The 25147-nt window shown below is 62.1% G+C and carries 19 protein-coding genes and 1 pseudogene; 12 read left to right on the forward strand and 8 right to left on the reverse strand.

The annotated features are described in order from the left end of the window. Positions 1-169, reverse strand: a 169-nt coding sequence (locus tag P0D89_RS38110; protein WP_408378137.1) for an ATP-binding cassette domain-containing protein, incomplete at its 3' end; no start/stop codon positions are given. Positions 170-255: 86 nt separating this feature from the next. Next, complete coding sequence (locus tag P0D89_RS38115) at positions 256-1284, reverse strand: ABC transporter substrate-binding protein (RefSeq protein ID WP_408358328.1); 1029 nt, start codon at positions 1282-1284, stop codon at positions 256-258. Between the two features lie 128 nt (positions 1285-1412). Here P0D89_RS38115 and P0D89_RS38120 point away from each other — a divergent pair, with 128 nt between their 5' ends. From P0D89_RS38120 to P0D89_RS38130, 3 genes are all read left to right on the forward strand, one after another. After that, positions 1413-2324, forward strand: a complete 912-nt coding sequence (locus P0D89_RS38120; RefSeq protein ID WP_408358438.1) for a LysR substrate-binding domain-containing protein — start codon at positions 1413-1415, stop codon at positions 2322-2324. Positions 2325-2793: 469 nt separating this feature from the next. Further along, positions 2794-3165, forward strand: a complete 372-nt coding sequence (locus tag P0D89_RS38125; protein WP_408358329.1) for a YciI family protein — start codon at positions 2794-2796, stop codon at positions 3163-3165. Further along, complete coding sequence (locus P0D89_RS38130; protein WP_408378109.1) at positions 3162-4430, forward strand: RNA polymerase sigma factor; 1269 nt, start codon at positions 3162-3164, stop codon at positions 4428-4430. Before P0D89_RS38125 ends, P0D89_RS38130 begins: the two co-directional genes overlap by 4 nt. A gap of 303 nt (positions 4431-4733) precedes the next feature. Here P0D89_RS38130 and P0D89_RS38135 read toward each other — a convergent pair whose 3' ends face one another. Continuing rightward, the gene (locus P0D89_RS38135; RefSeq protein WP_408358331.1) at positions 4734-5852 is read right to left on the reverse strand and encodes an acyltransferase family protein; all 1119 of its coding nucleotides are present in this window, start codon (positions 5850-5852) and stop codon (positions 4734-4736) included. 786 nt (positions 5853-6638) lie between these two features. Here P0D89_RS38135 and P0D89_RS38140 point away from each other — a divergent pair. Continuing rightward, positions 6639-7283, forward strand: a complete 645-nt coding sequence (locus P0D89_RS38140) for a hypothetical protein (protein ID WP_408358333.1) — start codon at positions 6639-6641, stop codon at positions 7281-7283. 262 nt (positions 7284-7545) lie between these two features. Here the strand turns inward: P0D89_RS38140 and P0D89_RS38145 are convergent, their stop codons facing one another. Next, a complete protein-coding gene (locus P0D89_RS38145) occupies positions 7546-8277 on the reverse strand; it encodes a GntR family transcriptional regulator (RefSeq protein ID WP_408378111.1) in 732 nt (243 codons plus the stop codon). Positions 8278-8440: 163 nt separating this feature from the next. Here P0D89_RS38145 and P0D89_RS38150 point away from each other — a divergent pair, with 163 nt between their 5' ends. Then, positions 8441-9811: a class-II fumarase/aspartase family protein gene (locus P0D89_RS38150; RefSeq protein ID WP_408378113.1), complete on the forward strand. Its 1371-nt coding sequence runs from the start codon at positions 8441-8443 to the stop codon at positions 9809-9811. Between the two features lie 34 nt (positions 9812-9845). Continuing rightward, complete coding sequence (locus P0D89_RS38155; protein ID WP_408378115.1) at positions 9846-11261, forward strand: cation:dicarboxylate symporter family transporter; 1416 nt, start codon at positions 9846-9848, stop codon at positions 11259-11261. Positions 11262-11582: 321 nt separating this feature from the next. Here P0D89_RS38155 and P0D89_RS38160 read toward each other — a convergent pair whose 3' ends face one another. Further along, positions 11583-13199 carry an MFS transporter gene (locus P0D89_RS38160; RefSeq protein ID WP_408378117.1) on the reverse strand — a complete coding sequence of 539 codons (1617 nt, stop codon included), beginning with the start codon at positions 13197-13199 and terminating at the stop codon, positions 11583-11585. Between the two features lie 363 nt (positions 13200-13562). On the opposite strand from P0D89_RS38160, the gene P0D89_RS38165 reads away from it, so the two are divergent. The 3 genes from P0D89_RS38165 to P0D89_RS38175 all read left to right on the forward strand — a co-directional run bounded on the left by P0D89_RS38165 (position 13563) and on the right by P0D89_RS38175 (position 15986). Next, complete coding sequence (locus P0D89_RS38165) at positions 13563-13847, forward strand: radical SAM protein (RefSeq protein ID WP_408378120.1); 285 nt, start codon at positions 13563-13565, stop codon at positions 13845-13847. 28 nt (positions 13848-13875) lie between these two features. Next, on the forward strand, positions 13876-15171 hold the full coding sequence (locus P0D89_RS38170) for a DinB family protein (RefSeq protein WP_408378123.1): 1296 nt from the start codon (positions 13876-13878) through the stop codon (positions 15169-15171). A gap of 416 nt (positions 15172-15587) precedes the next feature. After that, positions 15588-15986 carry a hypothetical protein gene (locus P0D89_RS38175; RefSeq protein ID WP_408378125.1) on the forward strand — a complete coding sequence of 133 codons (399 nt, stop codon included), beginning with the start codon at positions 15588-15590 and terminating at the stop codon, positions 15984-15986. A gap of 1145 nt (positions 15987-17131) precedes the next feature. Here the strand turns inward: P0D89_RS38175 and P0D89_RS38180 are convergent. Continuing rightward, entirely contained in the window at positions 17132-18586 is a 1455-nt protein-coding gene (locus tag P0D89_RS38180; RefSeq protein WP_408358339.1) for an ATP-binding protein, read from the reverse strand. A 46-nt stretch (positions 18587-18632) separates the two neighbouring features. Continuing rightward, positions 18633-18815, reverse strand: a complete 183-nt coding sequence (locus tag P0D89_RS38185; protein WP_408378127.1) for a hypothetical protein — start codon at positions 18813-18815, stop codon at positions 18633-18635. A 364-nt stretch (positions 18816-19179) separates the two neighbouring features. On the opposite strand from P0D89_RS38185, the gene P0D89_RS38190 reads away from it, so the two are divergent. Together P0D89_RS38190 and P0D89_RS38195 are read left to right on the forward strand one after the other, a co-directional pair. Next, positions 19180-20913 carry an IlvD/Edd family dehydratase gene (locus P0D89_RS38190; protein ID WP_408378129.1) on the forward strand — a complete coding sequence of 578 codons (1734 nt, stop codon included), beginning with the start codon at positions 19180-19182 and terminating at the stop codon, positions 20911-20913. A 472-nt stretch (positions 20914-21385) separates the two neighbouring features. Continuing rightward, a complete protein-coding gene (locus P0D89_RS38195) occupies positions 21386-21934 on the forward strand; it encodes a glutathione peroxidase (RefSeq protein WP_408378131.1) in 549 nt (182 codons plus the stop codon). 48 nt (positions 21935-21982) lie between these two features. On the opposite strand, the pseudogene P0D89_RS38200 reads toward P0D89_RS38195, so the two are convergent. Continuing rightward, a pseudogene (locus tag P0D89_RS38200) lies at positions 21983-23380 on the reverse strand (MFS transporter). A gap of 618 nt (positions 23381-23998) precedes the next feature. Between P0D89_RS38200 and P0D89_RS38205 the strand changes: the two are divergent. Beyond that, on the forward strand, positions 23999-24952 hold the full coding sequence (locus P0D89_RS38205; RefSeq protein ID WP_408358345.1) for a 2-hydroxyacid dehydrogenase: 954 nt from the start codon (positions 23999-24001) through the stop codon (positions 24950-24952). Positions 24953-25147 lie beyond the last annotated feature (195 nt).

The following is a 25147-nucleotide window of genomic DNA, read 5'->3' on the forward strand; positions in this document are numbered from 1 at the left end:
ACGTAGGTTCGACGAAACCGGCGATCATCTGCAGGGTCGTCGTCTTGCCGCAGCCCGATGGTCCGAGCAGGGAGACGAACTCCCCGCGCGCGACATCGATGCTGAGACGATCGACCGCGACAGTCTCGCCGTACTGCTTGTTCAGATGTTCGATCCGTAAATAAGTCATGACCTGGGTGGACCTTGCGATTCCTCTGGCGACAACGGAAAGGCACCTGGCGGCGTCGCCCACCGCTTTCAGGTGCCGATAGCCAATCAGCGCTCTACGTCACGATTCCATTGCTGCGTCCACGTCGCGCGCTTGTCGTTGACCACGTCCCAGTCGACCTTGAGCATCTTCGCGACGGCGCCCGGAGCCGATACACGCGCGGCAACCGCCGGCGTCAGGTGGGTGAGCTTGTTGACCGGTGCGATGCCTTCTTCTTCCGCGTACATCGCCTGGATTTCCGGCGACAACGAGAACTGCACGAACTTCTGGGCGAGATCGTTCGGTGCATCATGCTTGACAGGGCACATGCTCAGACCCAGCACTACCGCGCCTTCCTTTGGCGCGACGAACCTGACCGGCACGCCCTGGTTGCGCAACGCCTGTGTGCGGCCATCACCCCACGCGGCAAGCGCAATGGTGTCCGTCTGGAACAGTTCGGAGATTTTTCCCGGTGATGGATCGAACGACAGCACGTTCGGCGCGATTGATGTCTTCACCGTGTCGAAACCAGGCTGGATGTTTTGCTCGCTGCCGCCGTTGAGACGGGCGAGCACGATCAACGCCTGCAAGCCGTAGCCGTTGCTGATCGTGGGAAATTCGATCTTGCCTTTGTAGCGCGGGTCGGCGAGGTCGTGCCACGAGGTCGGTGGCGCCCACCCCTTCGCTGCAAACAGGCGCTCGTTGTAGACGAGGCCGGTGGCGTTCAGCCCGATCGTCACCGCCTTGTTGCTCTTGAAGCGGGCGACGTCGTACAGGTTCCTGTAGACCGGCGCATCGGTGAGGGTGTCGCAAAAGCCGAGCTGGATCGCCTGATACATCGGACCGTCGTCGAGAAACACGACATCGAGACTCTGTTTGCCTTTTTGCGCCTGAAGCCGCGCCATGGTCGTCGTGGAATCGCCCGGAACGACGACCACCTTGACGTTGTTGGCCTTCTCGAACGGCGGAATGATCTTTTCCCGCAGGAGTTGTTCGACGGATCCGCCGAAGGCGCCGACGTAGAGCGTCGGCTCGGCGTGGGCCTGCGCGGCAGCGAGAACGCTGGCGAGCATGATCGGGACGATACGTCTGCGCATTGATTTCTCCATCGATGTTGGAATGTTATGCTGGTGTTTATCCGGCTCAATTCGGCGACGAAGACAGTTTTGTGCGCCAAATCAACATCGTCAAATTAGAAATTCGCGTCAATGGATGCCTAAATGTTATGGAGAGGGGAATGAAGAGCCGGCAGCTTGAAGCTTTCCGGGCGGTGATCCTGCGGCAGTCGATTACGCGGGCAGCCGAGATGCTGCACATCACGCAGCCGGCCGTGACACGCCTGATCCTCGATCTGGAGACGGAAATCGGCTTCAGCCTGTTTACGCGTGAGAAAGGTCGACTCTTCCCCACTTCGGACGCGCTGCTGCTCTATCAGGAAGTGGAACGCTCATTTGTCGGCGTCGAGCGCATCGCCCATGCGGCGCAGCAGATTCGCTCGCTCACACGGGGATCGCTGAACGTCGCGGCAGCACCCGCATTGGCGCTGAACCTGCTACCGGAGTGGATCACTGATTTCACACGGGCACACGAAGGGGTGACCGTGTCGCTACTCATCCACGGCACGAGGCTGGTCGGCGAACTCGTGGCGAGCGAACAGTGCGACATCGGATTCGTGACCTATACGACATGGCAGCCTGGCGTACGGCTCGAGACGCTGTTCAGTGCCGACATGAAATGCATCCTGCCCGAGGGACACCGACTTTCGCGCAAGAGGGTCATTACCCCCGAGGATCTTGCGGGCGAGAAGTTCATTTCGTTTCCACGGGAGTACGACACGCGCCGCATCGTCGACGATATCTTCGCCGCGCGGAAGATCGAACGCGTGATGAGCGCGGAGTGTCAGTTGTCGGCAGCAATTGCAACGTTCGTGGCGCGGGGGGCGGGTGTGTCGGTCATCGATCCGGTATCGACCGACTATATGACGGGAGGCGTTTCTGTCCATGATTTCACGCCTGCAATTCCGTTTGAATACGGTGTCGTTACATCTGACAGGCAGCCTCCATCGCGCCTCACGTACGCCTTCGTGGAGTTCGTGCGCGAGAAGGTTAAGGAGCGAACAACTCGCCCCCGTGCCTGATTCAAAGCCGGTGCCTTCGGCGTGCAATGGGCAACCTTGTCGAGAACCAGTCCGGGAAGCAGAGCACTAGCGACTCTTGGGGACACGCCATTTACTCTTTCGAGTCAGCCGGCAGCTCATCGACAGAGCGATCGCCGGAGAAGTCGAGCGCTTCTTCTCGAACCTTCGTGGGTGTCAAGACTGGGACAGTTGAAAGTCAGATATCCTCGCCGAGATTGTTGCGATACCTGTGGGAACCGGGCTTTAATGTGATCTGCAATGGTGCGGTGAAATTGATAGCTGCGCGGAGGGGATAGCGGGCTCGCCCGAAGTGACCGCGCGCAGGGTCCTCGACGGAAGCGAACGGATATGGTGGGTGCGCCGTCCGCGATTTTTTCGACTTCACCTGTCCGTCAGCATGCGGCCCGCGCGTCATTGTGATGGCGGCCCGATGTAATTCACCCGCCTCAACCCAATGACGGAGGCTCATATGCAATACCTGTTGATGATCTATTCGGAAGAAAACCGCTGGAACCAGATGAGCGACAGCGAGCGGCAGCAAGGCGTCGCCGCGTATCAGGCGTACACCGAATCGTTGAAGAAGGCGGAGGTTCTGGTGGGCGCCAACCGGCTGCAGCACACGAACACGGCTACCACGGTGCGGCTCCTCGACGGCAAGCCCCAGGTACTTGACGGACCGTTTTCCGATTCGAAGGAGCAACTCGCCGGCTACTACCTGATCGACGTGCCCAATCTGGACGCGGCGATCGCGTGGGCGTCACGTTGTCCCGGCGCGGCGCACGGCCTCATGGAGGTGCGCCCGGTCTGGACTGCCCCGTACGACGCGCCATCTGCTGCATGAGTCCGCACGGCTGCGGCCGTGACGCTGACGGCGCCGCGCGTTCGATTGCCGAGGCGGTCGCCCGCCGCAGCTACGGCAAGCTCGTCGCGCTTCTGGCGATGCGCACGCGCGACGTCGCGGCAGCCGAGGACGCGCTGGCCGACGCGTTTGCGGCCGCGCTTGCCGACTGGCCGGAGCGTGGCTGCCCCGCGAATCCCGAAGCGTGGCTGATGACGGTCGCGCGTCGCCGGGCGATCGACGGCGCGCGGCATCGTCGCGTCGGCGACGAAGTCACAAACCAGCTCACGATCCTCGCCGACGAGATCGACGAGCGTGAAGCAGGCGCGTTGCCCGACCGGCGGCTTGCGCTGCTGTTCGCGTGCACGCACCCGGCGCTCGAGGCCGCGATTCGCACGCCACTGATGCTGCAGGTGGTGCTGGGGCTCGAAGCGAAGACGATTGCCTCCGCGTTCCTGATGTCGCCTGCCGCGATGAGCAAGCGCCTCGTGCGGGCGAAGAACAAGATCCGCGAAGCGGGCATTCCGTTCAGCGTGCCCGAGCGCGAGGAGTTGCCCGGCCGCCTCGCTGCGGTGCTGGAAGCGGCCTATGCGGTGTATGCGGAAGGGTGGACCGACCCGGTCGGCGGCGATGCCGAGAGACGCGATCTCACGGGTGAGGCGCTGTTTCTTGCACAACTGCTCGTCGAACTGCTGCCCGAGGAGCCAGAGACGCTTGGTCTGCTCGCGCTGATGCTGTATGCGCAGGCGCGTTGCGACGCGCGACGCGATGCGGCCGGCGATTACGTGCCGCTGTCGGCTCAGGATCCGGCGACATGGGACGCGCCGATGATCGCCGCAGCCGACGCACTGCTGCGGCGGGCGAACGCTTTCAACGCAATCGGACGCTTTCAGCTCGAGGCCGCGCTGCAGTCGGCGCACGTGTACCGCTGCCGCACGCACCGCGCGAACTGGGACGAGATCGTTCAACTCTATGATGCGCTGCTCGCGATTGCAGCGTCGCCAGTGGTCGCGGTGAACCGCGCGCTCGCGCTGGCGGAACGGGACGGCCCGCAGGCGGCGCTCGACGCGCTCGAGCCGTATGCGGACGATCCGCGGCTGGCCGACTACCAGCCGTACTGGGCCGCGCGCGCCGAGCTGCTCGCGCGTGCCGGCGCGACGGCAGAAGCGCTCGGGGCGTACGATCTCGCGATCGGACTCGAGCGCGATCCGGCCGTGCGCCGGTTCCTGCAGCGCAAGCGCATGGAGCTGTCATCGGGGAGAGGTTAGATTGTGGCGCCTTGCGTTTGCCATGCGAGGTTGCAAGCCGCGCGTTAGCGCGGCTCAGAACCGGAACCGCGCCGCGCGGTCCGGAAGGTTCCGTTCGCACCGGAATTGGGTTGAGTCCCTATGATTCCAACGTCCGTTTTCAGAACGTTCATCGAACTGATGCTATCGGCCAGGAAGGGTCATTCGCCCGTCGCGTCGCCCGGACGTTCAGACGTCAGTCCCACCCAGTAAACGGCCGCTCGAATGGCGCCGCATTTTCTTTTTGTGGCCGCAAGGCCTGTGGCCTAGCGTCGGGCCCCGGGCTTATTGCGCCATGGTCGCGTCCGCGGAGGCGCGCTTCGGACGCGCCGCGAACCAGCCGCGCGAGCGCGCTAGCAGCGCCCGGCGCACGGGTGCGTCGTAATACCGGTCGGCGCACCACGTGAGAAGCACGATGCCGGGCAGCAAGATCACGGCGCTCACGCCGGACGGATGCTGCAGAAAATGGCTACGGGAGGCGAGATCCTGCACGATGAACGCGAACGGCGCGTGGAGGACATAGATGGCATACGAGATCGCCCCCGAAAAAGCGAAGAGCGGCAGCAGGCGCGCGGGCGGCTCCACCCGGCATGCCGCCCAGACGATTGCGGGAAGGGCGACGAGCGCGATCAGCAGATCGACCGCGGGACGATGGAGCGTCGACCAGGGCATGAAGAGCAGGCCGATCGTCAGCGCGACTATGACGATCGCAGAAAGCGATCCGCGCCTGCGCGCGGGCCGGCGGAGCCGGTATAGAAGCAGACCGGCGGGAAACGCGTAGCCGAGGCGTGCAAAGCCCACATAGAACCTCGGCCATTCAACGCCGTTGTCGATGCCCCACCTATAAGCCGCTATCCCGAGGGAGATACCCGACGCGCACATGATGAAGATGAGCAGCCGTGTCGTCAGGTGGCGAAAGAACAGGCCATAGGCGAGGCTCGCGACCAGCTCGAAGAACAGCGACCACGCAGGAAAATCCAGCGGATAGATAAAGTCGTATTCCACTGGGCCCGGATAAAGCGCCCGAAGGGGGGCGTGCGAGGGCATCATCAGCAAACTGGTCGGGACCGCAGAAGCGATTTCATGCCAGTCGGATGCGGGCAGCCGATACGCCAAGGCAACGACACCAAGTGCGAGGCCGGCGCAGTAGAGTGGATACAGGCGGAACAGTCGCAATACGAAGTACCGCTGCCAGTTCAATTCGCCTGCTGAAAGCTTCCGGTCGTACGCATTTGCGATGACGAAGCCGCTCATCGCGAAGAAGAGATCGACTGCCAGATAGCCGTGTTCGATCTTAGGCAGGTGGTACAGCGCGGGGAAGTGCACGAAGACGACGACCATTGCCGCCGCGCCGCGTAGGCCGTCGAGCGTGGCGTATCTCGAGTCCGTAGTCGATTGTCGCATGGCGTTCCCCGGCTGCTTTTTTATGGTGGTTTCCGCGGGGAAGGTAACCTTCGCGAGGGTGGCACGTTGGTGTGTTAACGGACATAACTCCCAAGTTTGGATTTAAAGGAATCCCCTGGTTGCAACGGGTACGGATTTCTGGAGTCCTTCACGACATCGTACCGACGGATGGTGCGCCGGCCCCACCGCCGCGCGCAGCCCGGGCTATGGCATCCTGATGGCCCTCATACAGGAGGCTGCTATGCGCACGCTCGAGGAGGAGTTTCGGGATTCGGACGACTGGCATGGACTCGCGCATGCTCAGGATCGCAATGATGCCGATTCCATTCGTGCCCATCTGCAGCATCACGTCAAGTGCATCCCACCCGGGCACGTGATTATGCGTATCCGACAACGGCTCAACGAATGGCCGGTTAGGATCGGCCGGTTCCGGCCGTTGGCACCACGCAGCTCTGAAGGACCGGAGTGGGTCGTGTGCGGTAGTTCAGTTGGCCGGGTTCTCCCGTCTCCTTCCATCCGAAACCGCTGTCGTAGAAAGCGGGTTTGCGAGAAGTCGGCAATCGTCGTCCGCACATCCTCTAGTCCTTGGCGTGGATCGATCCATCCGATATCCGGCGGCATGGACGGCGGCACAAGCCGTGCCATTGCCCCCGCGCAAGCCGGGAACAAGCGAATAGCGCAGAATAGGACCGTGAGCACCTTCAAACGCGCGCGAAGAGAAGTGGCGCCCGACTTCGGTCATTAGGGCCCAGGCGTTAGCGAAACAACTTTGCTGCGGAGAGACCAATGAAGAAAGGAAAGACAAAGCTTACCCGCCATGATGCTGAGCGCCTTTTCGAGGGGCTGCCCGGCGGGAACGTGAAAGTATCGAGCCGGCCTGAGAACCCATTTGCAGCAGGGGTATTCGACGAGGTCGAGCGCGTCAACGACGAAAACACACTCTGGAAAGACAACCTCATTACTCTTCCGATGGCGATCGAGTTGCCGGCCGGCTACGAGTCGGTGTCTCGCATGCGCGAGGCGATGGCGCGGGCATGGCGCGTGAAGTGGGTGAGGGAGGGTAAAAACGAGGTCGTCGCCGAGTTTCCGGAAGGATGGACCTCCGTTCGCCCGGAAACCGGCCCCATAGAGTTGCGAGATCCGTCCGGCGTGGTCCGCGCCTTATACGGGTGGGCCAAGGATGCTGAACTCAGAATTCTGCCACGCTATCTGGTTGAGTCACAGGCGAACAGTTCAACCGGACTAGGCAGCTTGCTTGTCCGTGATCGTGGGAACGGTCAAATTCTTGAGAGGTCGTCGACCTGGTCTGCTCAAACTGGTACCAACCATCCAGATTGGACCAGGCTGTCAGCGTGGCTCAACTTACGCTATCCGCAACATCACGACCCGCTGCGGTACTGGGAAGATTGCGAGGAAAACATCCAGAACTGAGCTACTTCTGGGGGCGCTGTTCCCGGGCAAACCGCTTCACCCAGCTTGACAGACGCGAAAGGAGGGCTGGCCGCCTGGTTGGGCTTCCGGGTTCTGCCAATTACTGCCCCCCAGCGGACTATATCGACCGTCTGGCATGGCACACGTTGCGGACGCAGGGCGCCGTTTGCAGTGAGCACGACCGCCGCTCGACAAAGCGGCCCAGTGGACTCGAATAGACCGGTTTGGCCGCAGCACGACATCGATCTATCTCGTGCTGGAACTAAGCGTCGGAGCGCCTCAGCCGCATTGAAACGGAGAAACGTTCCGCAGGATGGACGCTGATCGATACCTCGAACGTCTCACCTGAGGAGTCGAGATATCGCCGCACAATCTCAAGCGCCGCCGTCCCCTTGTCGACCCTCAGCCTTTCCGCCATCTCGGCTGAAATCAGAGTGCCACGCACATCCTGGTGAATCTCCGCAATGCATCGACCATAACGTGCTTCGATTAACGAACTGATGAGCGTATCCGGTTGGGCTCGCGCGGCCTCTGCAACTTCCGCGTAAGCAGGGTCGATATACACATCGGTCCAGCCGATCGGCGGACTCTGCCTGTCACCGGCGATCCGCAGGCTCGAAACGCGCAGCCATTGCGCGCCGTCAGCGCATTGCAACGTTCTGGCGAGCTTACCGGTCGCAACGATCTCCTGCGTCGATTGCACCAGACGCAAGTGCTCGGAGCCGAATTGCACGACGTCGTCCACCGACGCAAGCGACGGTCTGAAGTCATTTTTCGGCTTTACGGACTCGACGCGCGTGCCCGCGTTCTTGCGACGCGACACGAGTCCCAACTGCTGCAACTCATGCAAAGCAGCGCGCACCGTATGGCGGCTCGTCTGGTACTGATCGCGCAGTTCCAACTCGGTTGGAAGAATCGAGCCGACCGGGTAGCGGCCCGATGCAATGCCTTCTGTCAGGTCGCGCGCAATATCGGCGAAGTGCGGTCTGTTCATCTCGTTGCGAGTCGGAATCGTGTTGTTGGGGTGCCAGGGTAAATCATAGCTTGTTCTATATGTTCGAACATATTAGTTTACATATGTCCGGACATATAGAACAAGCGCGGCTTCCGCCCGCGCCAATCCCGTCCCCTTTTTTCTGCACTTCCGAGAGGTCGCAATGACGAATCGCCCTATCCCGATGGCCAGCACCGTGGTCGACTCCATCCTGTTTCGCGATGCCTTCGGCACCGCGAAGATGCGCGCGCTGTTCTCGGATCACGCGCTCGTTCAGCGTTATATCGACGTGGAAGTGGCGCTTGCCAAAGCCGAGGCCCGAGTCGGCGTGATCCCCGCGGAAGCCGCGGACGTGATCGCGCGCGAATCCAGCATCGGGCGAATCGATTTCGATCACATGCGCGAAGAAACCGACATCGTTGGCTATCCGATCCTGCCGCTCGTGCATCAACTGGTCGAGATGTGCGGGGAAGCTGGCCGGTACGTTCATTGGGGCGCAACGACGCAGGACATCATGGATACCGCCGTGTCCCTTCAGGTGCGCGACGCGCTCGACGTGATTGATGGTGACATCCGCGAGTTGCGCGCGATCCTCGCCGACCTGGCGAAGAAACACCGCGACACGCCGATGGCCGGCCGCACGCATCTGCAGCAGGCGCTGCCGGTCACGTTTGGCTACAAAGTCGCGATCTGGTTGGCCATGTTCGACAGGCACCAGGAGCGCCTCGCGCAACTTCGCCCGCGCGTGGCTGTGGTCGAATTTGCCGGCGCGGCGGGCACCCTTGCCTCGCTCGGCGACAAAGGCTTCGAGGTTCAGAAGGCGCTGGCCGAAGAACTGAAGCTCGGCGTGCCCGCCACGACATGGCACGTGGCGCGCGACGGTTTTGCCGAAGCTGTGAACCTGCTCTCGCTCGTGACCGGCTCGCTTGGCAAGATCGCGCTCGACATCATGATCATGGCCTCGACCGAATTTGCGGAAGTCTACGAACCCTTCGTCAAAGGCCGTGGCGCGAGCAGCACCATGCCGCAAAAGCGCAATCCGATTTCGAGCGAACTGATGCTGGCCGCCGCCAAGGCAGTGCGCCAGCACGCGGGCCTGATGGTCGACGCGATGATCCAGGATTTCGAACGAGCAACCGGCCCGTGGCACGCCGAGTGGATTGCGATTCCCGAGAGCTTCATCCTGTCGGCCGGCGCATTGCACCAGGCAAAGTTCGCCCTCGGCGGGCTGATCGTCGACACGGATCGGATGAAGCACAACCTTGGCATTAGCAAAGGGCTGATCGTCGCGGAAGCCGTGATGATGGGCATGGCGCCTTTCACCGGCCGCCAGCAGGCGCATGACATCGTGTACGACGCCTGCCGCACGGTGAACGAGCAGGGCGGGACGCTTGCGGAAGCTCTCGCCGCCCTGCCTGCCGTAAACGGGCATTTCGACCGCGCCGCAATCGACCGGATGACCGATCCCGCCAACTATCTGGGTCTCGCGCCGCGCATGGTCGACCGCGCAGTGGAACTGTCGAGCGATATCTAAAAGCGTCCGCTCAAAAGACGTGGAGGAGCACACGATGAATCACGCAAACGCATCACGCGACGAATCGATCGTCGCCTCGCCGAAGAAACTGCCGTGGTACCGCAAGCTGGGCATGCAGGTGTTGCTCGCGCTGGTCCTGGGCATTGCTGTCGGCCTGCTGTTTCCGAAGTTCGGCGCCCAACTCAAGATGCTGGGCGACATCTTTCTCTCGCTGATCAAGGCCGGCGTCGCGCCCCTGGTATTCCTCACGATCGTGCACGGCATTGCCTCAGCTGGCGACGTGAAGAGCGCGGGCCGCGTCGGCTGGCGCTCGATCGTCTACTTCGAGGTCGTCTCGACGATCGCATTGATGGTCGGCCTGCTCGCAGGCAACCTGCTGCAAACCGGCAAAGGCATGACGTCGGTCAGCGTCGGCGCGATGCCGGCGACGGCGGCCAAAGCCACGCCACAAGGTTTCAACGAGTTCATCATGCATCTCGTGCCGGACAACTTTATCGGCGCATTCGTCAAAGGCGAACTGCTGCAGGTCGTGGTGCTCGCGGTGATGGTCGGCATCGGCATACTCGCGATTCCGGAGAGCCGGCGCGTGAGGATCACCGAAGGTCTCGATCTCGTCTCCGAGGTGCTGTTCTCGTTCATCAATCTCGTGATGAAGCTTGCCCCGCTCGGCACGCTCGGAGCGGTCGCCTATTCGGTCGGGAGCAATGGCACCGCCGTGTTGATCGCGCTGGCGCAGCTGGTCTTCAGCTTCTATGCGGTGGTGGTGCTGTTCATTGTCGTAGTGATGGGCATCATCGCGAAGCTGGCTGGATTCAGTTTGTGGCGCTTTCTGCGGTACATCAAAGACGAAATCTTCATCGTGCTCGGCACGTCGTCGTCGGAAAGCGCGCTGCCGCGCCTGTTGATCAAGCTCGAAAGACTCGGCTGCGCGAAGCAGACTGTCGGGCTCGTGTTGCCGACTGGCTATGCATTCAACCTCGATGGCACGTCGCTTTTCATGTCGATGGGCGTGATGTTCATTGCGCACGCGTACAACGTGCCGATCACGCTGGAACATCAGATCGGTCTGCTGTTGCTGATGCTGTTGACGTCCAAAGGCGCTGCGACCGTGTCAGGCGGCTCGTTCGTGGTGTTCGCCGCGACCGTCACGTCGACGGGCATTCTGCCGGTCGAAGGGCTCGCAATCATCTTCGGTGTTTACCGGTTCATGTCGATGGCCATCGCAACATGCAATACGATCGGCAACAGCCTCGCCACGGTGGTCATCGCGAAGTGGTCGCGGACGTTCGATGCAAGCGTCGCGCAGCGACATCTCTACCCTGAGCGGTATCCTGACACTGCGCGCGCCGATGCGAGTCTTGGGGATGGCAATCTGCTGCCCGAGGATATGAACGATGCCAATCCGCATCCGGGTGGAATACGGATGAAGAGCGCTGGCACTTCGCAATGACAGCGTTGAGGCATCATATGAGTGGAGTTTCCGGGGGCCGTGGACCGTAACGAATGTCCGAAAATGGATAGATGCCGGTCTCTCAGGAGATTGTGATGAATGTCTCCAGATGGGCCGTTCTGTGACACAGCGGCAGCCACTTGCATCTCGCCGCTTTCACTTCGCCGCACATGCCACTGATCGAGCGCGCAAGCGCTGGGTACGCCGGCCGCCTGGCTGGTGCGCGCCGCCCATCATCGCTGCCTGTCTGAAGTCGACGCGTTTCAGCGGAGATCGAAGTATGGATGCCGCGAGCAGACGCGTCCGGCGACGCCAAGCACATCACTTGCGGGGCTGGATGGTCGCCAGGGCGAGACCCGCTCCGGCGAACGCGCACGCGGCGGACACCAGCGCGACGGCGCCCAGCGCGTCAGCGATGGCGTCGGCTTCTGCCAGCGCCACGGGTGTCTGGGGCGGCGTATGGGCATCGCCGGCTGCCGCCCCGGCTTGCGCGTCCGGCTCCAGCAACTGCCCGGTCTGGCGCGCGCCCTCAGGAACGTGCAGTTCGTCGAGCCGCGCCGACAGCGCCGCGTGGTGCGACCACACGAACACGATGCCGAGAACCGCAATCGCCAGCAGGCTCGCCACGCGTGCAACCGCGTTGTTGATGCCCGAGGCCACGCCTGCGCGGTCGCCAGGCACCGAGCCCATCACGGTCGTCGTGAGCGGCGCGACCGTGATGGTCATGCCGAGCCCGAGTACGGCGAGCGCAGGGAGGAAGCCGGCCCAATAGCTGCCGCGCACGCCCGGCAGCGCGAGCATCACGAAGCCGATTCCGGCGACGCCCGGGCCAGCGCTCAACAGGACCCGCGCACCGAAGCGGCTCGTCAGGCCGCCGGTGAAGCGCGACAACAAGCCGATGATGACCGGCACCGGCAACAGCGCCGCGCCAGCTTCGGTTGCGGTGTAGCCATGTGCGCGGATCAGTGTGAACGGCAGGAAGAACAGTGTGCCGCCCAGACCGAAGTAGAGCAGCAGCGTGATGAGGTTGGCGCCGGTGAAATCGCGCGAGCGGAACACGTCGAGCGGCATCATGGGGTCGCGGCTGTTCGCTTCGATCATCACGAATGCGGCCAGCACGAGCACGCCGGCGCCGATCGCGCACAGCACGAGCGGATGCGCGAAGCCAAGCGCCGACGCCTGGGTCAGGCCATAGGTGAGGGCGGCGAGCCCCGCTGCCGCACTCAGCGCGCCGGGCCAGTCCAACTGTTGAGGCGCATCGAGCTTGTGGCTGTTCGGCACCGACGAAATCGCCAGCGCAATCGTCACCGCTGCAAGCGGTACGTTGAGGAAGAAGATCGCGCGCCACGACAACGCGTCGACGAGCAAGCCGCCCGCCACCGGCCCCGCAGCCGACGTGATCGCGCCGACCCCCGCCCAGGTGCCGATTGCCCGTCCGCGCTCTTCGTCTTCGAATACGGCGCCGATGATTGCGAGACTACTGGGTACGAAGAGCGCAGCGCCAATGCCCTGCAGCGCGCGCCCGGCGATCAGTGAACCCGCGTTCGGCGCGAGCCCGCAAGCGGCCGACGCCAGCGTGAAGATCCCGATGCCCGCGATGAACACCGTGCGGCGGCCGAGCTTGTCGCCCATCGATCCGCCCACCAGCACGAGGGACCCGAGAAAAAGCAGGTAGGCGTTGACGATCCACTGCATCGCCGCGACGCTCGCGCGGAGCTCGCTCTGAATGGCGGGCAGCGCGACATTGACGACGGAGCCGTCGATAAACGCCATGCTCGAGCCGAGGATCGCCGCGGCGAGCGCAAGACGCTTGCGCCGGCACGGGCGGTCGACCGCGGTGGGCTGCGTGCGGATGACGAGCTCGTCGCACGGGCTCGCTTGCGCAGCGACGATGTGCGCGGCCTTTTGGTCGCTATCGGGAACATCCGGGTTGGCCACGCTCGCTCCCGTGCTGGTCGATGGTGACTAGCATAGCAACTGGAGCGCGGGACCGCAGGTGCGATCTGGTCGCGGGTCTAACGTCAGCAAAGCTGAGTGAATCGGCCGTCGAATGAAGGTTTTGTGGGTCGGACGAGCGGGAACTGTTGAGTCGAAAGAGCCAGTTGTCGATTGCGCGAAAGGAGCCATTGCCGGATGGTTGGAATCGAGACGGCTCGCATGCTCGAATGACTATTGGCCGATCACCGGGCAGTGTCGTAGCTCAGCAGGTAGTGCGGGTGGCGGCCGGGTTGCTGAAGAAGATCACAGTCGCCCTTGTCCGTGTCAGCGCCGGTGAGGTGACTCGGCCCAACTTACTCGGGCATGGTAACGACGTGCGGCGCCTACTGCCGGTACTGTACCCGCAAGCGCATGGTGTCCGACGCCGACGCGGCCATCACCGGCCACGCTATCGATGCAGGTATCCGGTACATCGCTTCGCATCGGGAGATTGAGGACGTGCTGCTGAGCGGCGGAGACCCGCTGATACTCAGCGACAGAAAGCTCGACGCGATCCTCGCCAGGCTCCGTGCTGAAGCCCCGCATGTGAGGCTCCTTCGGATCGGCTCGCGTCTGGCCGGTCCAGCTTCCGACGCGCATCACCGATGAGCTGTGCGAGCTGCTGTCCCGGCATAACGTGCAGACGGTCAACATCCACATCAACCACCCGAAGGAGATCACGCCGCTGCTGGTGCGCCGGCTGGCCATGCTCCGCAGGGCGGGAGTCATGCTCGGCAACCAGTCGGTGCTGCTGCGCGGCGTCAATGACAGCGTCGCTATCCAGCGGGAACTCCGCATGCGGCTGGTCGAGATCGGCGTACGTCCCTACTACGTTTACTCCAACGATAGCGCCCATGGGAACTGGCAGTTCACGGTGCCGCTCGCGGAGATGACCGAGATCGCTCGGGGACTGCGCGGCTGGATCAGCGGACCGGCGGTGCCGACCTTCGTCGTGGACGGCACGGGTGGCCTCGGGAAAATGCCGGTGCTGCCGGCATACGTCATGCAAGATGGGGAGACGGGGGAGGTGTGGGCCACCAACTACGAGGGCCAGCGGTCTCGACAGCGGAACCTTCCACAAATTCCTTGGCGCGCCGCTGCATACGCGGCTGGATCTTGGGTATACGCGGGTGCACCACGACGTAGCCGGCGACATCGGCGTCGCGCAGTTCCTTGGGCAACTTCACCTGGGCGTGGGCAAGCGCCACCTGTTCAACGGCGACTGGCCCAGTTGATCCTGCAGCACTGGCAGGGGTCGTACCGTTCCCTGCAAGGTACGCTACATGGTCTGCGCCTCAGCGACTGGGACCGGCAACATTTGCACGAGAACTATTCGCTGGGCAAGCAGCGCACGGTCCGCAACAACATCGTGCACTGCGTGATGGCGGAGTTCTGGGCTCACGGGTCGGCGATCCGCAACGCTCGTGCGGCTTTCGCGGGCGTCGAGCACGATGGCTCCCGGCCGGTGGATGCTGTCTGGAAGAAGTACGGACAGCCGCCCGCCAACTTCGGAACAGTCGCAGATCTGCTGCAGACCTGGGAGCTGCGTCACAACGAGTTACTCGAAGAGTTGGCGGGGGTGACGGACGCCGAGCTGGACATCGAACGTAGCTGGTGGGAAGAGTCAGGTGTGAGCGTCCGCTTCCGACTCAATCGTCTGGGTTGGCACCTGCAGGACCATGTCGCGGTGCTGGAGACAATCTGCGAGCGCATCGGCCGCGTACGCACGGAAACCGAGCGCCTCGCAGTACGGATCTTCACCGCGCTTGGCACCGCTGAGGGCGCCATGATCGGACTGCCCAGCGACGAGAAACGCGACCTCTTCTCTGGCGCGGTGGAGGTCCTGCGTCGCAAGGGCGATGAACTGCAGGCGCTTTATGCCCGGTTCTGGGATGACGCGCAACTCGCGGACTCACACGCCTGCAGCCAATGAGCGTTGGGTCGCGTGCTGCCGATCGCCGTCAGACAGTGACCGGGCCAGAAACAGCCGTTCGACGTCAACGCCCCGATCGTTGATAATGACCGTACCGGATCGACGGTGGGCCTGACGTGGACGTGAGGAAAAAGGTGGACTTGGACCAATGAAGCATTTCGTGCGGGGAAGCTGACGCGCGTTGGGGAGTCGCTCCGGTTTGCACTATAAAGTGCCCGACAGCGCCACAATGCTGTGGCGGCTTCGCCGGGGGGCGCATTCGAATATGCAGGGCGGAGAACTCGGAGTAAATTGTGTTTGCACCTGATATCGCCGTTGCCGTAGTCGTCGCAGTGATGGCCGGAGTAGCGTTCGCTTTGTTCTGCGACGCGGCCGCCAAAGTTCGCTAACCAGTCACCTCGACTCTGGAGAACCTCATGACGGATATCGCACTTGCACGCAAAGATGCCTGCCTCGCAGTGGTTCATGCGGTATTGACGGACTTGATTGACGACAGCAATCTAATCGACGCGGCTCTACGTGTTGCGGATTACCTGGCAGATGATCTCGAAGGCAAGATCACCGAGACCGACGCCGTACTACTTGCTGTCGCCGCACTAACCAAGGTCAATCGCGCGATTCGTGAGTGGTCCGACGTGGACGGCAACTCGATGGACGCGATGAGAGTCGCAGACTTTGTCATCGATGAACAAATGAACGGGTACGACTGCGCAACCAATCCACATGAAACGACTTCGTCCGCGGCAAGAATCCAGGCGCGAGCGGCCGCAGTGATTCGGCCAATGGGGTCCCCGGTGCGGCCCGTTCAGCACTGAGGCTCGAGCCCTGCCGATGCGGGCAGGAGTTTCCGCGGCGGGAAACCGAGAGCGGATGCGTCCAATTCCTGACGGTCGACGGCGCGGTTCGTCTTCGATCGTCTCGCATGGATCAAGGAAGAGCATGCAATAGCCGCTGCATCGATGCGGCTTTGCACTCACCATCGTCATCGGACCGGGTCCCACATTGACACGTTCGACCCTGACAGCCCAATCGTCGACAATCGGATACCCCAAGGCGATGGCACGGGTCCGTTTCGGACAAACTGGAGTCTTGCGCCCGAAACCTGGCCTTTTTGCCCGCTCTACCGTGTGCGATCAGGAGAAATGTCGGCGCCAATGCCCCGGGGCGCGCCGTATGCTTTTCTGTATCGCCTGAAGCGCTTGAGTGCTCACCGGCCGACGATAGCGAAGGGCAGTCCTCCGTCGCGGGAACCAGGATGTTGGATGCCTGGTAAAGACAAATCCACTCGGATCTATCCCGCTCAAGCGGATCTATTTCTCGGATCCAGTTGAAGCCGCAGTGTCTGCAGCGATAGCGATGAAGAACAACGGGCGGCCGGCCGAACGGGCGAAGTATCGATGGGTTGCGACATGTCAGCAGCCCATCGTGGGGAGCGTCTGAATCGCTAGTCAACAATTTCTGGCACGCTTCGCAGGGCATGGATTCCAGAAGCAACCGGGGCGAACATCGAAGATAGCACGTTCGCGGAGATCGACAAAACGTTCGGATGAAAAAATACCCGCCGGGTGACGGGTTGAATCCATATCAGAGGAGACATGGAGGAGACGCTATCCGTATGAACCCCGAAATTTCGAGCGCAACGATCCCGTTGCGGTCGCACAACCAGGCGCGCTTTCTGGCAACCAGTGCCTGGCGGCGGACTTGCCTGCAACCGGTCCGGCTGCTCGATGGTACTGGCGCTCACAGAGTGCCCTTTCGCTGCTCGCGGTTGTAGGTCGAAACGATGGCGGACCTGACGGAACCTTTGAGGTCCAGGGTCGCGCGCGGCAGTTCGCAGCGTCGCTGCAGCGCATGCCTCAAATGTCATTGTCTGAGGCCGCGTTCGGCCAGGGACGGTCCATCGCAATCGATTTGCGATCGGTCGCTCTCGCGAGACAAGCCGCCTTCAGACACGGCAACGCTACCGATATGCGGAAACTGTAAATTGAAATATCATTCCCGAGCCAATATTGCGGGACGCCCACACCCGCCCTCCGTGAGCTTCGATGATCGAACGACAGATGGAGAGTCCCATACCCATACCATCCGGCTTCGTCGTGTAAAACGCGGCGAAAAGCCGGTCCAGCCCCTCGGGCTCCGTGCCGATGCCGACGTCCTGTACGGCCACCAGCACCTGGTCAGATTCGCGCTGTTCGGTTCGGATTGTTAGCACACGCGCGCGATCGGTGACAGTTGCCATGGCTTGGACACCATTGATTGCAAGGTTGGTGATCACTTGCAGCAGCTGGACCCGATCGCCACGCACCAAGGGCAATCCCGACGCAAGTTGCAGCTGCACTGTCACCCAATGTCGGAGCGCCTCCGGCTTTACAACCGCGACCGCCTCGTCGATGACCTCGTTGATGTCGAGTGGAACCAGCTCCGGATCTGCCCTCCTGGCAAGATCGCGAACGCTCCGGATCACTTCGCTCGCCCGATGGGCTTCTTCGACAATGTGACTCATGCAGGCGCGCGCCTCGTCTACCTCCGGAACTTCGCGGGTCAGCCAGCGCAAGCCAGCTGCGGCGCTAGTGGCAATGGAAGCGAGGGGCTGATTCACTTCATGCGCAATCGAGGCACTCATCTGTCCAAGGGCTGTTACACGAGCGACGCTGGTGAGTTCCGCCTGTGCCGTGTACAACGCCGCTTGCGCTTCCCTGGTTGCCGTGATGTCCATCAGTGCACCAACGAGTTCCTCTTCGCCCGATTCGTATTTCACGCGATGGGTCCGGACGGTCAGGTGTTTGATCGCTCCATTTGGCATCAGAAGACGGTGTTCGTAGTCGTAGGATGGTTTGCCAAGTTCCGCACGATTAATTTCATACAGTACAAGATCTCGGTCATCCGGGTGAACACGTTGGAGGATGAGGTCGATCGTCGGCTTGACCGTTTCGTCCACTCCAAATATCCGATATGTCTCCTTCGACCAGACAATGTCGCCGCTAGCTATCCTCCAGCCAAAGCTCCCCGTATGACTCAGCCGTTGAGCATCAGCCAAGTAGGCCTCACTCCGCCGCAATGCGCTTTCAGCACCTCTTCGCGCGACGTTCAGCCACACCACAAACAGGGCTGTCACCGCGAGCAGAACGATGCGCGGCAAGTCCGTAGGCGCGGTTTCGAACGAACCGATCGGCGGGACAAAATAATAAGTGAAAGCCGCAACGGACAGTGCGGTCGCGAACAAACCCGGGCCGAGGCCACCGAACCAGGCACTAAACATGACTGCGCATAGAGACAGCGATACGAACGGACTACTGTGCATGTGAGGTTCTAGTAGCAGCGCGGCGACGAGCGTCGCAACAACCGACAGAACTGCAACTGCATGGTTAACAAGAGCGGACCGTCTGGACCACTGTAGAGGACTAGACTGGGACATATCTCCTGCCTCCACAAATCAGCAATGCCTCGCGCAATCTGGCTGCCTAAGGCATTCGGATCGACATTCTCAGGGCCGCGACCGTCTCTTCAGGGAAATTCGCAATGCAGATGCCGTCGACGACGGCCTCGATCTCCTCGCCCTCGTGCGCGAAACCACAGTCGAGCAACGCCGCGGTGACCGTCCGGCTCGGCGGGGCAAAGCGCACCCCGGCCCGGTCCTTGCTCACTGATCGTCGCGCGGGATGCCGGCAATCATACAGCCATCGAGCTGGCGCAACTCACGGTGAGTCAGTGCGGCCGCGCGCACCGAGGAAAGCTGGCTCAACGGCCCCATCCTCTTTTCATACCAAAATTGATATCAATACCGCCAAGAATTTAATTGGAAAGATATCAAGCCGCTCCGTACACTTCAGCATTCCCATGAATTGAGCGCCAGCCTTCCGTGACCCGCATTTCAAAGTCTGGCGACGACAGAGTGAGCGCGGAACACGCTGTCGCCATCCGCTTAATCGTCGAATCGCCGGTCGCGCCGCGCCGGTTCGGTCCAACTGGCCGGTGTTGTGTCCCGGCACGTGCATCAAGGAAATAGGCATGTCGGAAAGAAAGCGGAAACTGCGCTCAGCTGAATGGTTCGGCACAGCTGACAAGAACGGCTTCATGTACCGAAGCTGGATGAAGAATCAGGGCATTCCCGATCATGAGTTCGACGGTCGTCCGGTCATCGGCATCTGCAACACCTGGTCGGAACTCACGCCGTGCAACGCGCACTTTCGCAAGCTCGCCGAGCATGTGAAACGCGGCGTCTATGAAGCAGGCGGCTTCCCCGTCGAATTCCCGGTGTTTTCGAACGGCGAATCGAATCTGCGTCCCACCGCGATGCTCACGCGCAATCTCGCGGCGATGGATGTCGAAGAGGCGATCCGCGGCAATCCGATCGACGCGGTCGTGCTCCTCACCGGTTGCGACAAGACCACGCCCGCGTTGCTGATGGGCGCGGCGAGCTGCGACGTGCCGGCAATCGTCGTCACCGGCGGCCCGATGCTGAACGGCAAACTGGACGGCAAGGACATCGGCTCGGGCACGGCCGTATGGCAACTGCACGAATCGCTGAAAGCCGGCGAGATCAACCTGCATCAATTCCTGTCGGCCGAGGCCGGCATGTCGCGCTCGGCGGGCACCTGCAACACGATGGGCACCGCGTCGACGATGGCCTGCATGGCCGAAGCGCTCGGCACGTCGTTGCCGCACAATGCGGCGATTCCGGCCGTCGATTCGCGCCGCTACGTGCTCGCGCATATGTCAGGAATCCGTATCGTCGAAATGGCCCACGAAGATCTCAAGCTGTCGAAGATCCTCACGCGCGAAGCCTTCATGAACGCCATTCGCACCAACGCCGCGATCGGCGGGTCGACCAATGCGGTCATTCATCTGAAGGCGATCGCGGGCCGCATCGGCGTCGAACTCGAACTCGACGACTGGGTGCGTATCGGACGAGACACGCCGACCATCGTCGACCTGATGCCGTCGGGCCGCTTCCTGATGGAAGAGTTCTATTACGCGGGCGGTTTGCCGGCGGTGCTGCGCCGGCTCGGCGAAGCCGACCTGCTGCCGCATCCGGGCGCGCTGACCGTGAACGGGAAGTCGTTGTGGGAGAACGTCAAGGACGCGCCGAACACCAACGACGAAGTCATCCGGCAGATCGACAGGCCGCTCGTCGCCGATGGCGGCATCCGTGTGCTGCGCGGCAATCTCGCGCCGCGCGGCGCGGTGCTCAAGCCGTCGGCGGCCACGCCCGAACTGCTGAAGCATCGAGGTCGTGCGGTGGTGTTCGAAAACCTCGAACATTACAAGGCGCGCATCGTCGACGAAGCGCTCGATGTCGACGCCAACTCCGTGCTCGTGATGAAGAACTGCGGGCCGAAGGGTTATCCGGGCATGGCCGAAGTCGGCAACATGGGACTGCCGCCGAAGCTGCTGCGTCAGGGCGTGAAGGACATGGTCCGGATTTCGGACGCGCGCATGAGCGGCACTGCCTACGGCACCGTGGTCTTGCACGTGACGCCGGAAGCAGCGGCGGGCGGTCCGTTGGCGGCGGTGCAGGACGGCGACTGGATCGAACTCGATTGCGACGCCGGCACGCTGCATCTGGATATCAGCGACGCGGAACTGGAGCGCCGCATGGCGCAACACGTGCCGCCGCAGCCGCCGAACGGCGGCGGCTACCAGCGCCTTTACGTCGATCACGTGCTGCAGGCCGATGAAGGATGCGACCTCGATTTCCTCGTCGGTTGCCGTGGGGCTGCTGTGCCGCGTCATTCTCACTGACGCTAATGACGTTACGGAATCGGCGACGCTGTAGACATGAGTTAACCGTGTAACCGCCGCGCGGCGGTTACACGCGGTTCGAGCAAGTCCCTTGAGTTTCAAGCGCGCAATGCGCAGCACGAGCGCATCGGCGAAACATCGCGATGCGCGCGCTGTCGCGCGCAGTGCTGTCCGGCGCAAACGGACACGCAAGCCGACGGTGCAGGGCACGCCGCCGTCGCACATCTTCCATTGCCTTGCCGAAATCGGTCCGCTCGTTGTCGCTGCTATCCCTGGCCGGGCGCGTCCGCCGCAATGACGCGCCTGCTCGCGGCGTCGCGCGAAAGAATGCCGAAGTACACGATCAGGCCGAAAGACTCCGATTGACGGGCACCACCATCGGCACCGCTTCTGCCGAAGCGCGGCGGATCGGTTAAGCTTTGCAGCTTCGCCGTCCCTCTCACGGGCGGACCATCTTCAACGAGGAGGCTCCATGGCAGAAACGTTATTCGATATTCCGCTGAAGGCAATCGACGGCAGCGCAACCAGTCTTGCCGATTATCGTGGCAAGGTGCTGCTGGTCGTCAACGTCGCGTCGAAATGCGGACTCACGCCGCAATACAGCGGCCTCGAAGAGTTGTATCAGGACAAGCGCGCGTCCGGCCTGGAAGTGCTCGGATTTCCCGCCAACAATTTCAAGGGCCAGGAGCCGGGCACCGACAGCGAGATCGCCGCGTTTTGCAGCACGAGTTATGACGTGCATTTTCCGCTCTTTTCGAAAATCTCCGTGCTCGGTGACGATCAGCATCCGCTGTACGCGCGCCTGACTGAAGCGCAACCCGCCGCGACAGGCGAAGGACCATTCCGCGAAAGATTGAAGGGCTACGGCGTCGATCCGGCGAATCGCACGGACGTGTTGTGGAATTTCGAAAAATTTCTGATCGGCCGCAATGGCGAGGTGGTTGGTCGGTTCTCGCCCGATGTTACTGCGGACGATCCGCGTCTGGTCGCCGCGATCGACGCCGAACTGGCAAAGGCGTAACGAACGGCGTGGCCGTGAGGGCCACGCCGAGCCACGGACCATGCCGGTTTAGTTGCGTTGCTGCGGCCTGTTGCTGCCGTCCTGCACATCGATCGGCTCGACCACGCTGGTCAGCAGCAACAGGCACAGCAGTGCCGTTCCGACCATATACATGAACACACTGGTTCAGCTATAGCGATCCAGCAGAATGCCGACCGCCAACGGTGCGCATGCGCCGCCGATCTGACCCAGGCAATTCACGATGCCGAATGCGGTCGGATACGTCGATTTGGTCGCGAGCCCCATCGGATACGCGGAGTAGCCGGCGAAGCCGATACCGAGCATAAGCCCCGAAATTAGCAACGTGATGCCCAGATAGGCGGCGCTATCCGGCGCGTCGATCAGCATCGCCATCATGATCACGGTGCCGAGGGCGCCGAGCATCATCATCGGTTTGCGCCGGCCGCCGAGCAGCCGGTCCGAGATCACGCCGCCGAGCATATTGCCGGCCACCGCGCCGAGAAACGGTGCCGACGCGAGAAAGCCCATCTTCACGGAAGCAAAGCCTTTGACCGTGACCAGATAGGTCGGAATCCACGACATGAAGATGTTGCTGATGCCGATCATGCAGCCATAGCCGAGCGCCACGCCGAGAATATTCCACGAGCGGAAAACCTGGCGCAGGGTTTCGAGTTGCGGCACGCGCTTCGTGCGATTGATCGCGTCGAGATACGGGATGCGCGCCGTCTGCGCGGCCCGCGGTGCCGGTTTGTCGCCGCGATTGGCGGACATGCCGTCGAGAATGTAGCGCTGCTCGGCGGGCGAGCAGAAGCGGTTCCCGCTGGGCGAGTTCGTCACCAGCACCATCCACGCGATCGCGAACAGAATGCCGGGAATCGCGAACACGAAGAAGATCTCGCGCCATCCCCACAACTGGATCACGAGGATGCACACTGACGGCACGATCAATGGTCCAAGCTTGGATGCGGCGATCCACAAGCCCGTGGCCGTGCCTTTTTCGCGCGCGGGAAACCAGCGATTGATCACGTTCGTGCAGCCGATACCCAGCGGACCCTCGGACAACCCCAGCCCGACGCGGTAGGCCTGCAGCAGAAAGACCGACGAGGTGGTGCCCATCAGCCCGGTAAATACCGACGTGAGGATCACGAAGACCGCGAACAGGAAGCCGGTCGTTTTTTCGCTGAGCCGCTTGTAGACGAGTCCGACCGGAATCTGCACGAAGCCGTAGGCGAACGAGAACAGACTGACGATGACCCCGGCCTGCGTGTTGCTGATGCCGTATTCCTTCTTCAGGAACGGCAGCGCGATGCCGAAGTTCGCGCGATCGGCGCACGCGATCGCCCAGATGCAGAATATGAGCCCCATCACGACCCAGCGATGGTTCGTGCGTTTCTCAGTGAGGGAGCCCGCCTTGGCGGATCTCACCACCCCTTCAGCATTGTTCATTTGAATTCCTCCCAATGCACCGGCATCGGCGCTGGATTGCCTGATGACGGGTGCTGTCTCCGATATTCGAACTTGACTGCGAGGGCTCGCCGTATGCTGGCGGCTCAGCCTGGATGAATTGCGCGGCGCCGCTTCAGCGCGCGACGGCGCATTCGGCGCCGCGCGGGAAGCGGCACCAGAGGGGGCGCTGGCCCGCGTGACGGCAAGCCGGATGGAATGGGGATGAAGCAGGATCGCGACGCTGTTTCACGCTGTTGTCTCCGTCTGAATTGAAAGGCTCTTTTATGTTCTTCTAGCCGTAAAGAGCACTTCAGCAATCGGGCATGCGTGCTGTTTTTGTTGTTTGCGTCGACCGCGGAAATCCTCTTCCGACGCTACGAATTGTGGCGATGCGGAAATAGGCCGTCCAATCTTATATTGCTATTACTTGATGCCCGGATTGAATCGGTGAAAGCACGCAAGCATCGTGCGCCGATTCGTGGATCAACTGATAGCGTTTTGGGATTGGACGCGTCCCCTGAAAAAGATGATGATCCGCCGATGTCGCGATGGCAGGCGTGCGCCGAAGAGGGCGCGCAACTCGTCCGCGGAGTCAACGATCAACAAGGAGCGCGTGAATTGAAGCCGAGCATTTTGCAACTGAATCCGATCCTCGTCCCGGCCATCAACGCCAAACTGGCCGAGCTGTACACGATGCATCGTCTGTTCGAACAGGATGATAAGGAAGCCTATATCCGCGAGCATGGCGCGTCGATCAGAGGGGTGATCACAGGCGGACATACCGGCATCTCGAACGATCTGATCGAACGCCTGCCGGCTCTGGAAGTGATCGCCGTCAACGGCGTGGGCACGGATGCGGTCGACCTCAAATTCGCGCGGGCTCGCGGCATTCCGGTTACGGCGACTTTCGGTGCGTTGACCGAAGACGTCGCGGACCTCGCACTCGGCTTGATGCTCGCGGTTTGCCGCGAAATCTGCCCGGGCAACACGTTCGTTAAAACAGGAAACTGGCAGAGCAATCCGCATCCGGGGGCGTTGCCGCTGTCGCATCGTTTCAGCGGCAAGCGTGTCGGCATCGTCGGCATGGGCAAGGTTGGCCGTGCGATTGCGCAGCGCGCGTCCGCGTTCGGATGCCCGATCACATACACGGATTTGCGCGCGATGGACGACGTGCCGCATCGGTTCGTCGGTGATCTTCTTTCGCTCGCGCGCGGTTGCGACATCCTGGTGCTGGCCGCCGCCGCCGACAAGGCGCAAGGCATCGTCAACGCCGCCGTGCTCGATGCGTTGGGCAAGGACGGCTGTCTGGTGAATATCGCGCGGGGCAAACTGGTGGTGGAAAACGATCTGGTCGAAGCGTTGTCTCATGGCGTGATTGCGGGCGCGGGGCTCGACGTGTTCGTCGACGAGCCGAACGTGCCGGCCGCGCTGCTCGACATGGATCGCGTGGTGTTGCAGGCGCATCGTGCGAGCGCGACTATCGAGTCGCGCACGGCGATGGGCGAAATGGTGATGGCGAGCCTCGCGCAGGCGTTGGCTGGACAGCGGCCTGAAGGCAGCTTGACGACGTAAGCGGCAGCCGTCACCGCGCGCTCAAGTCGCACGGCAAGGGCCGAGATGATGGCCACGTTGATAGCAGCGGTGTTAGCAGCCGTGACGGCACACCGCCAAGGGATCGCGCCGAAGGGAACCTGGCCACGCCTGGTTCCCTTTTTCTTATGTTCGAAGAAGCCCGCTTGCCCGGCCCGCCACGCAGCGGGACAAGCG

The sequence above is a fragment of the Paraburkholderia sp. RL18-085-BIA-A genome, assembly GCF_046027075.1.
Lineage (GTDB): Bacteria > Pseudomonadota > Gammaproteobacteria > Burkholderiales > Burkholderiaceae > Paraburkholderia.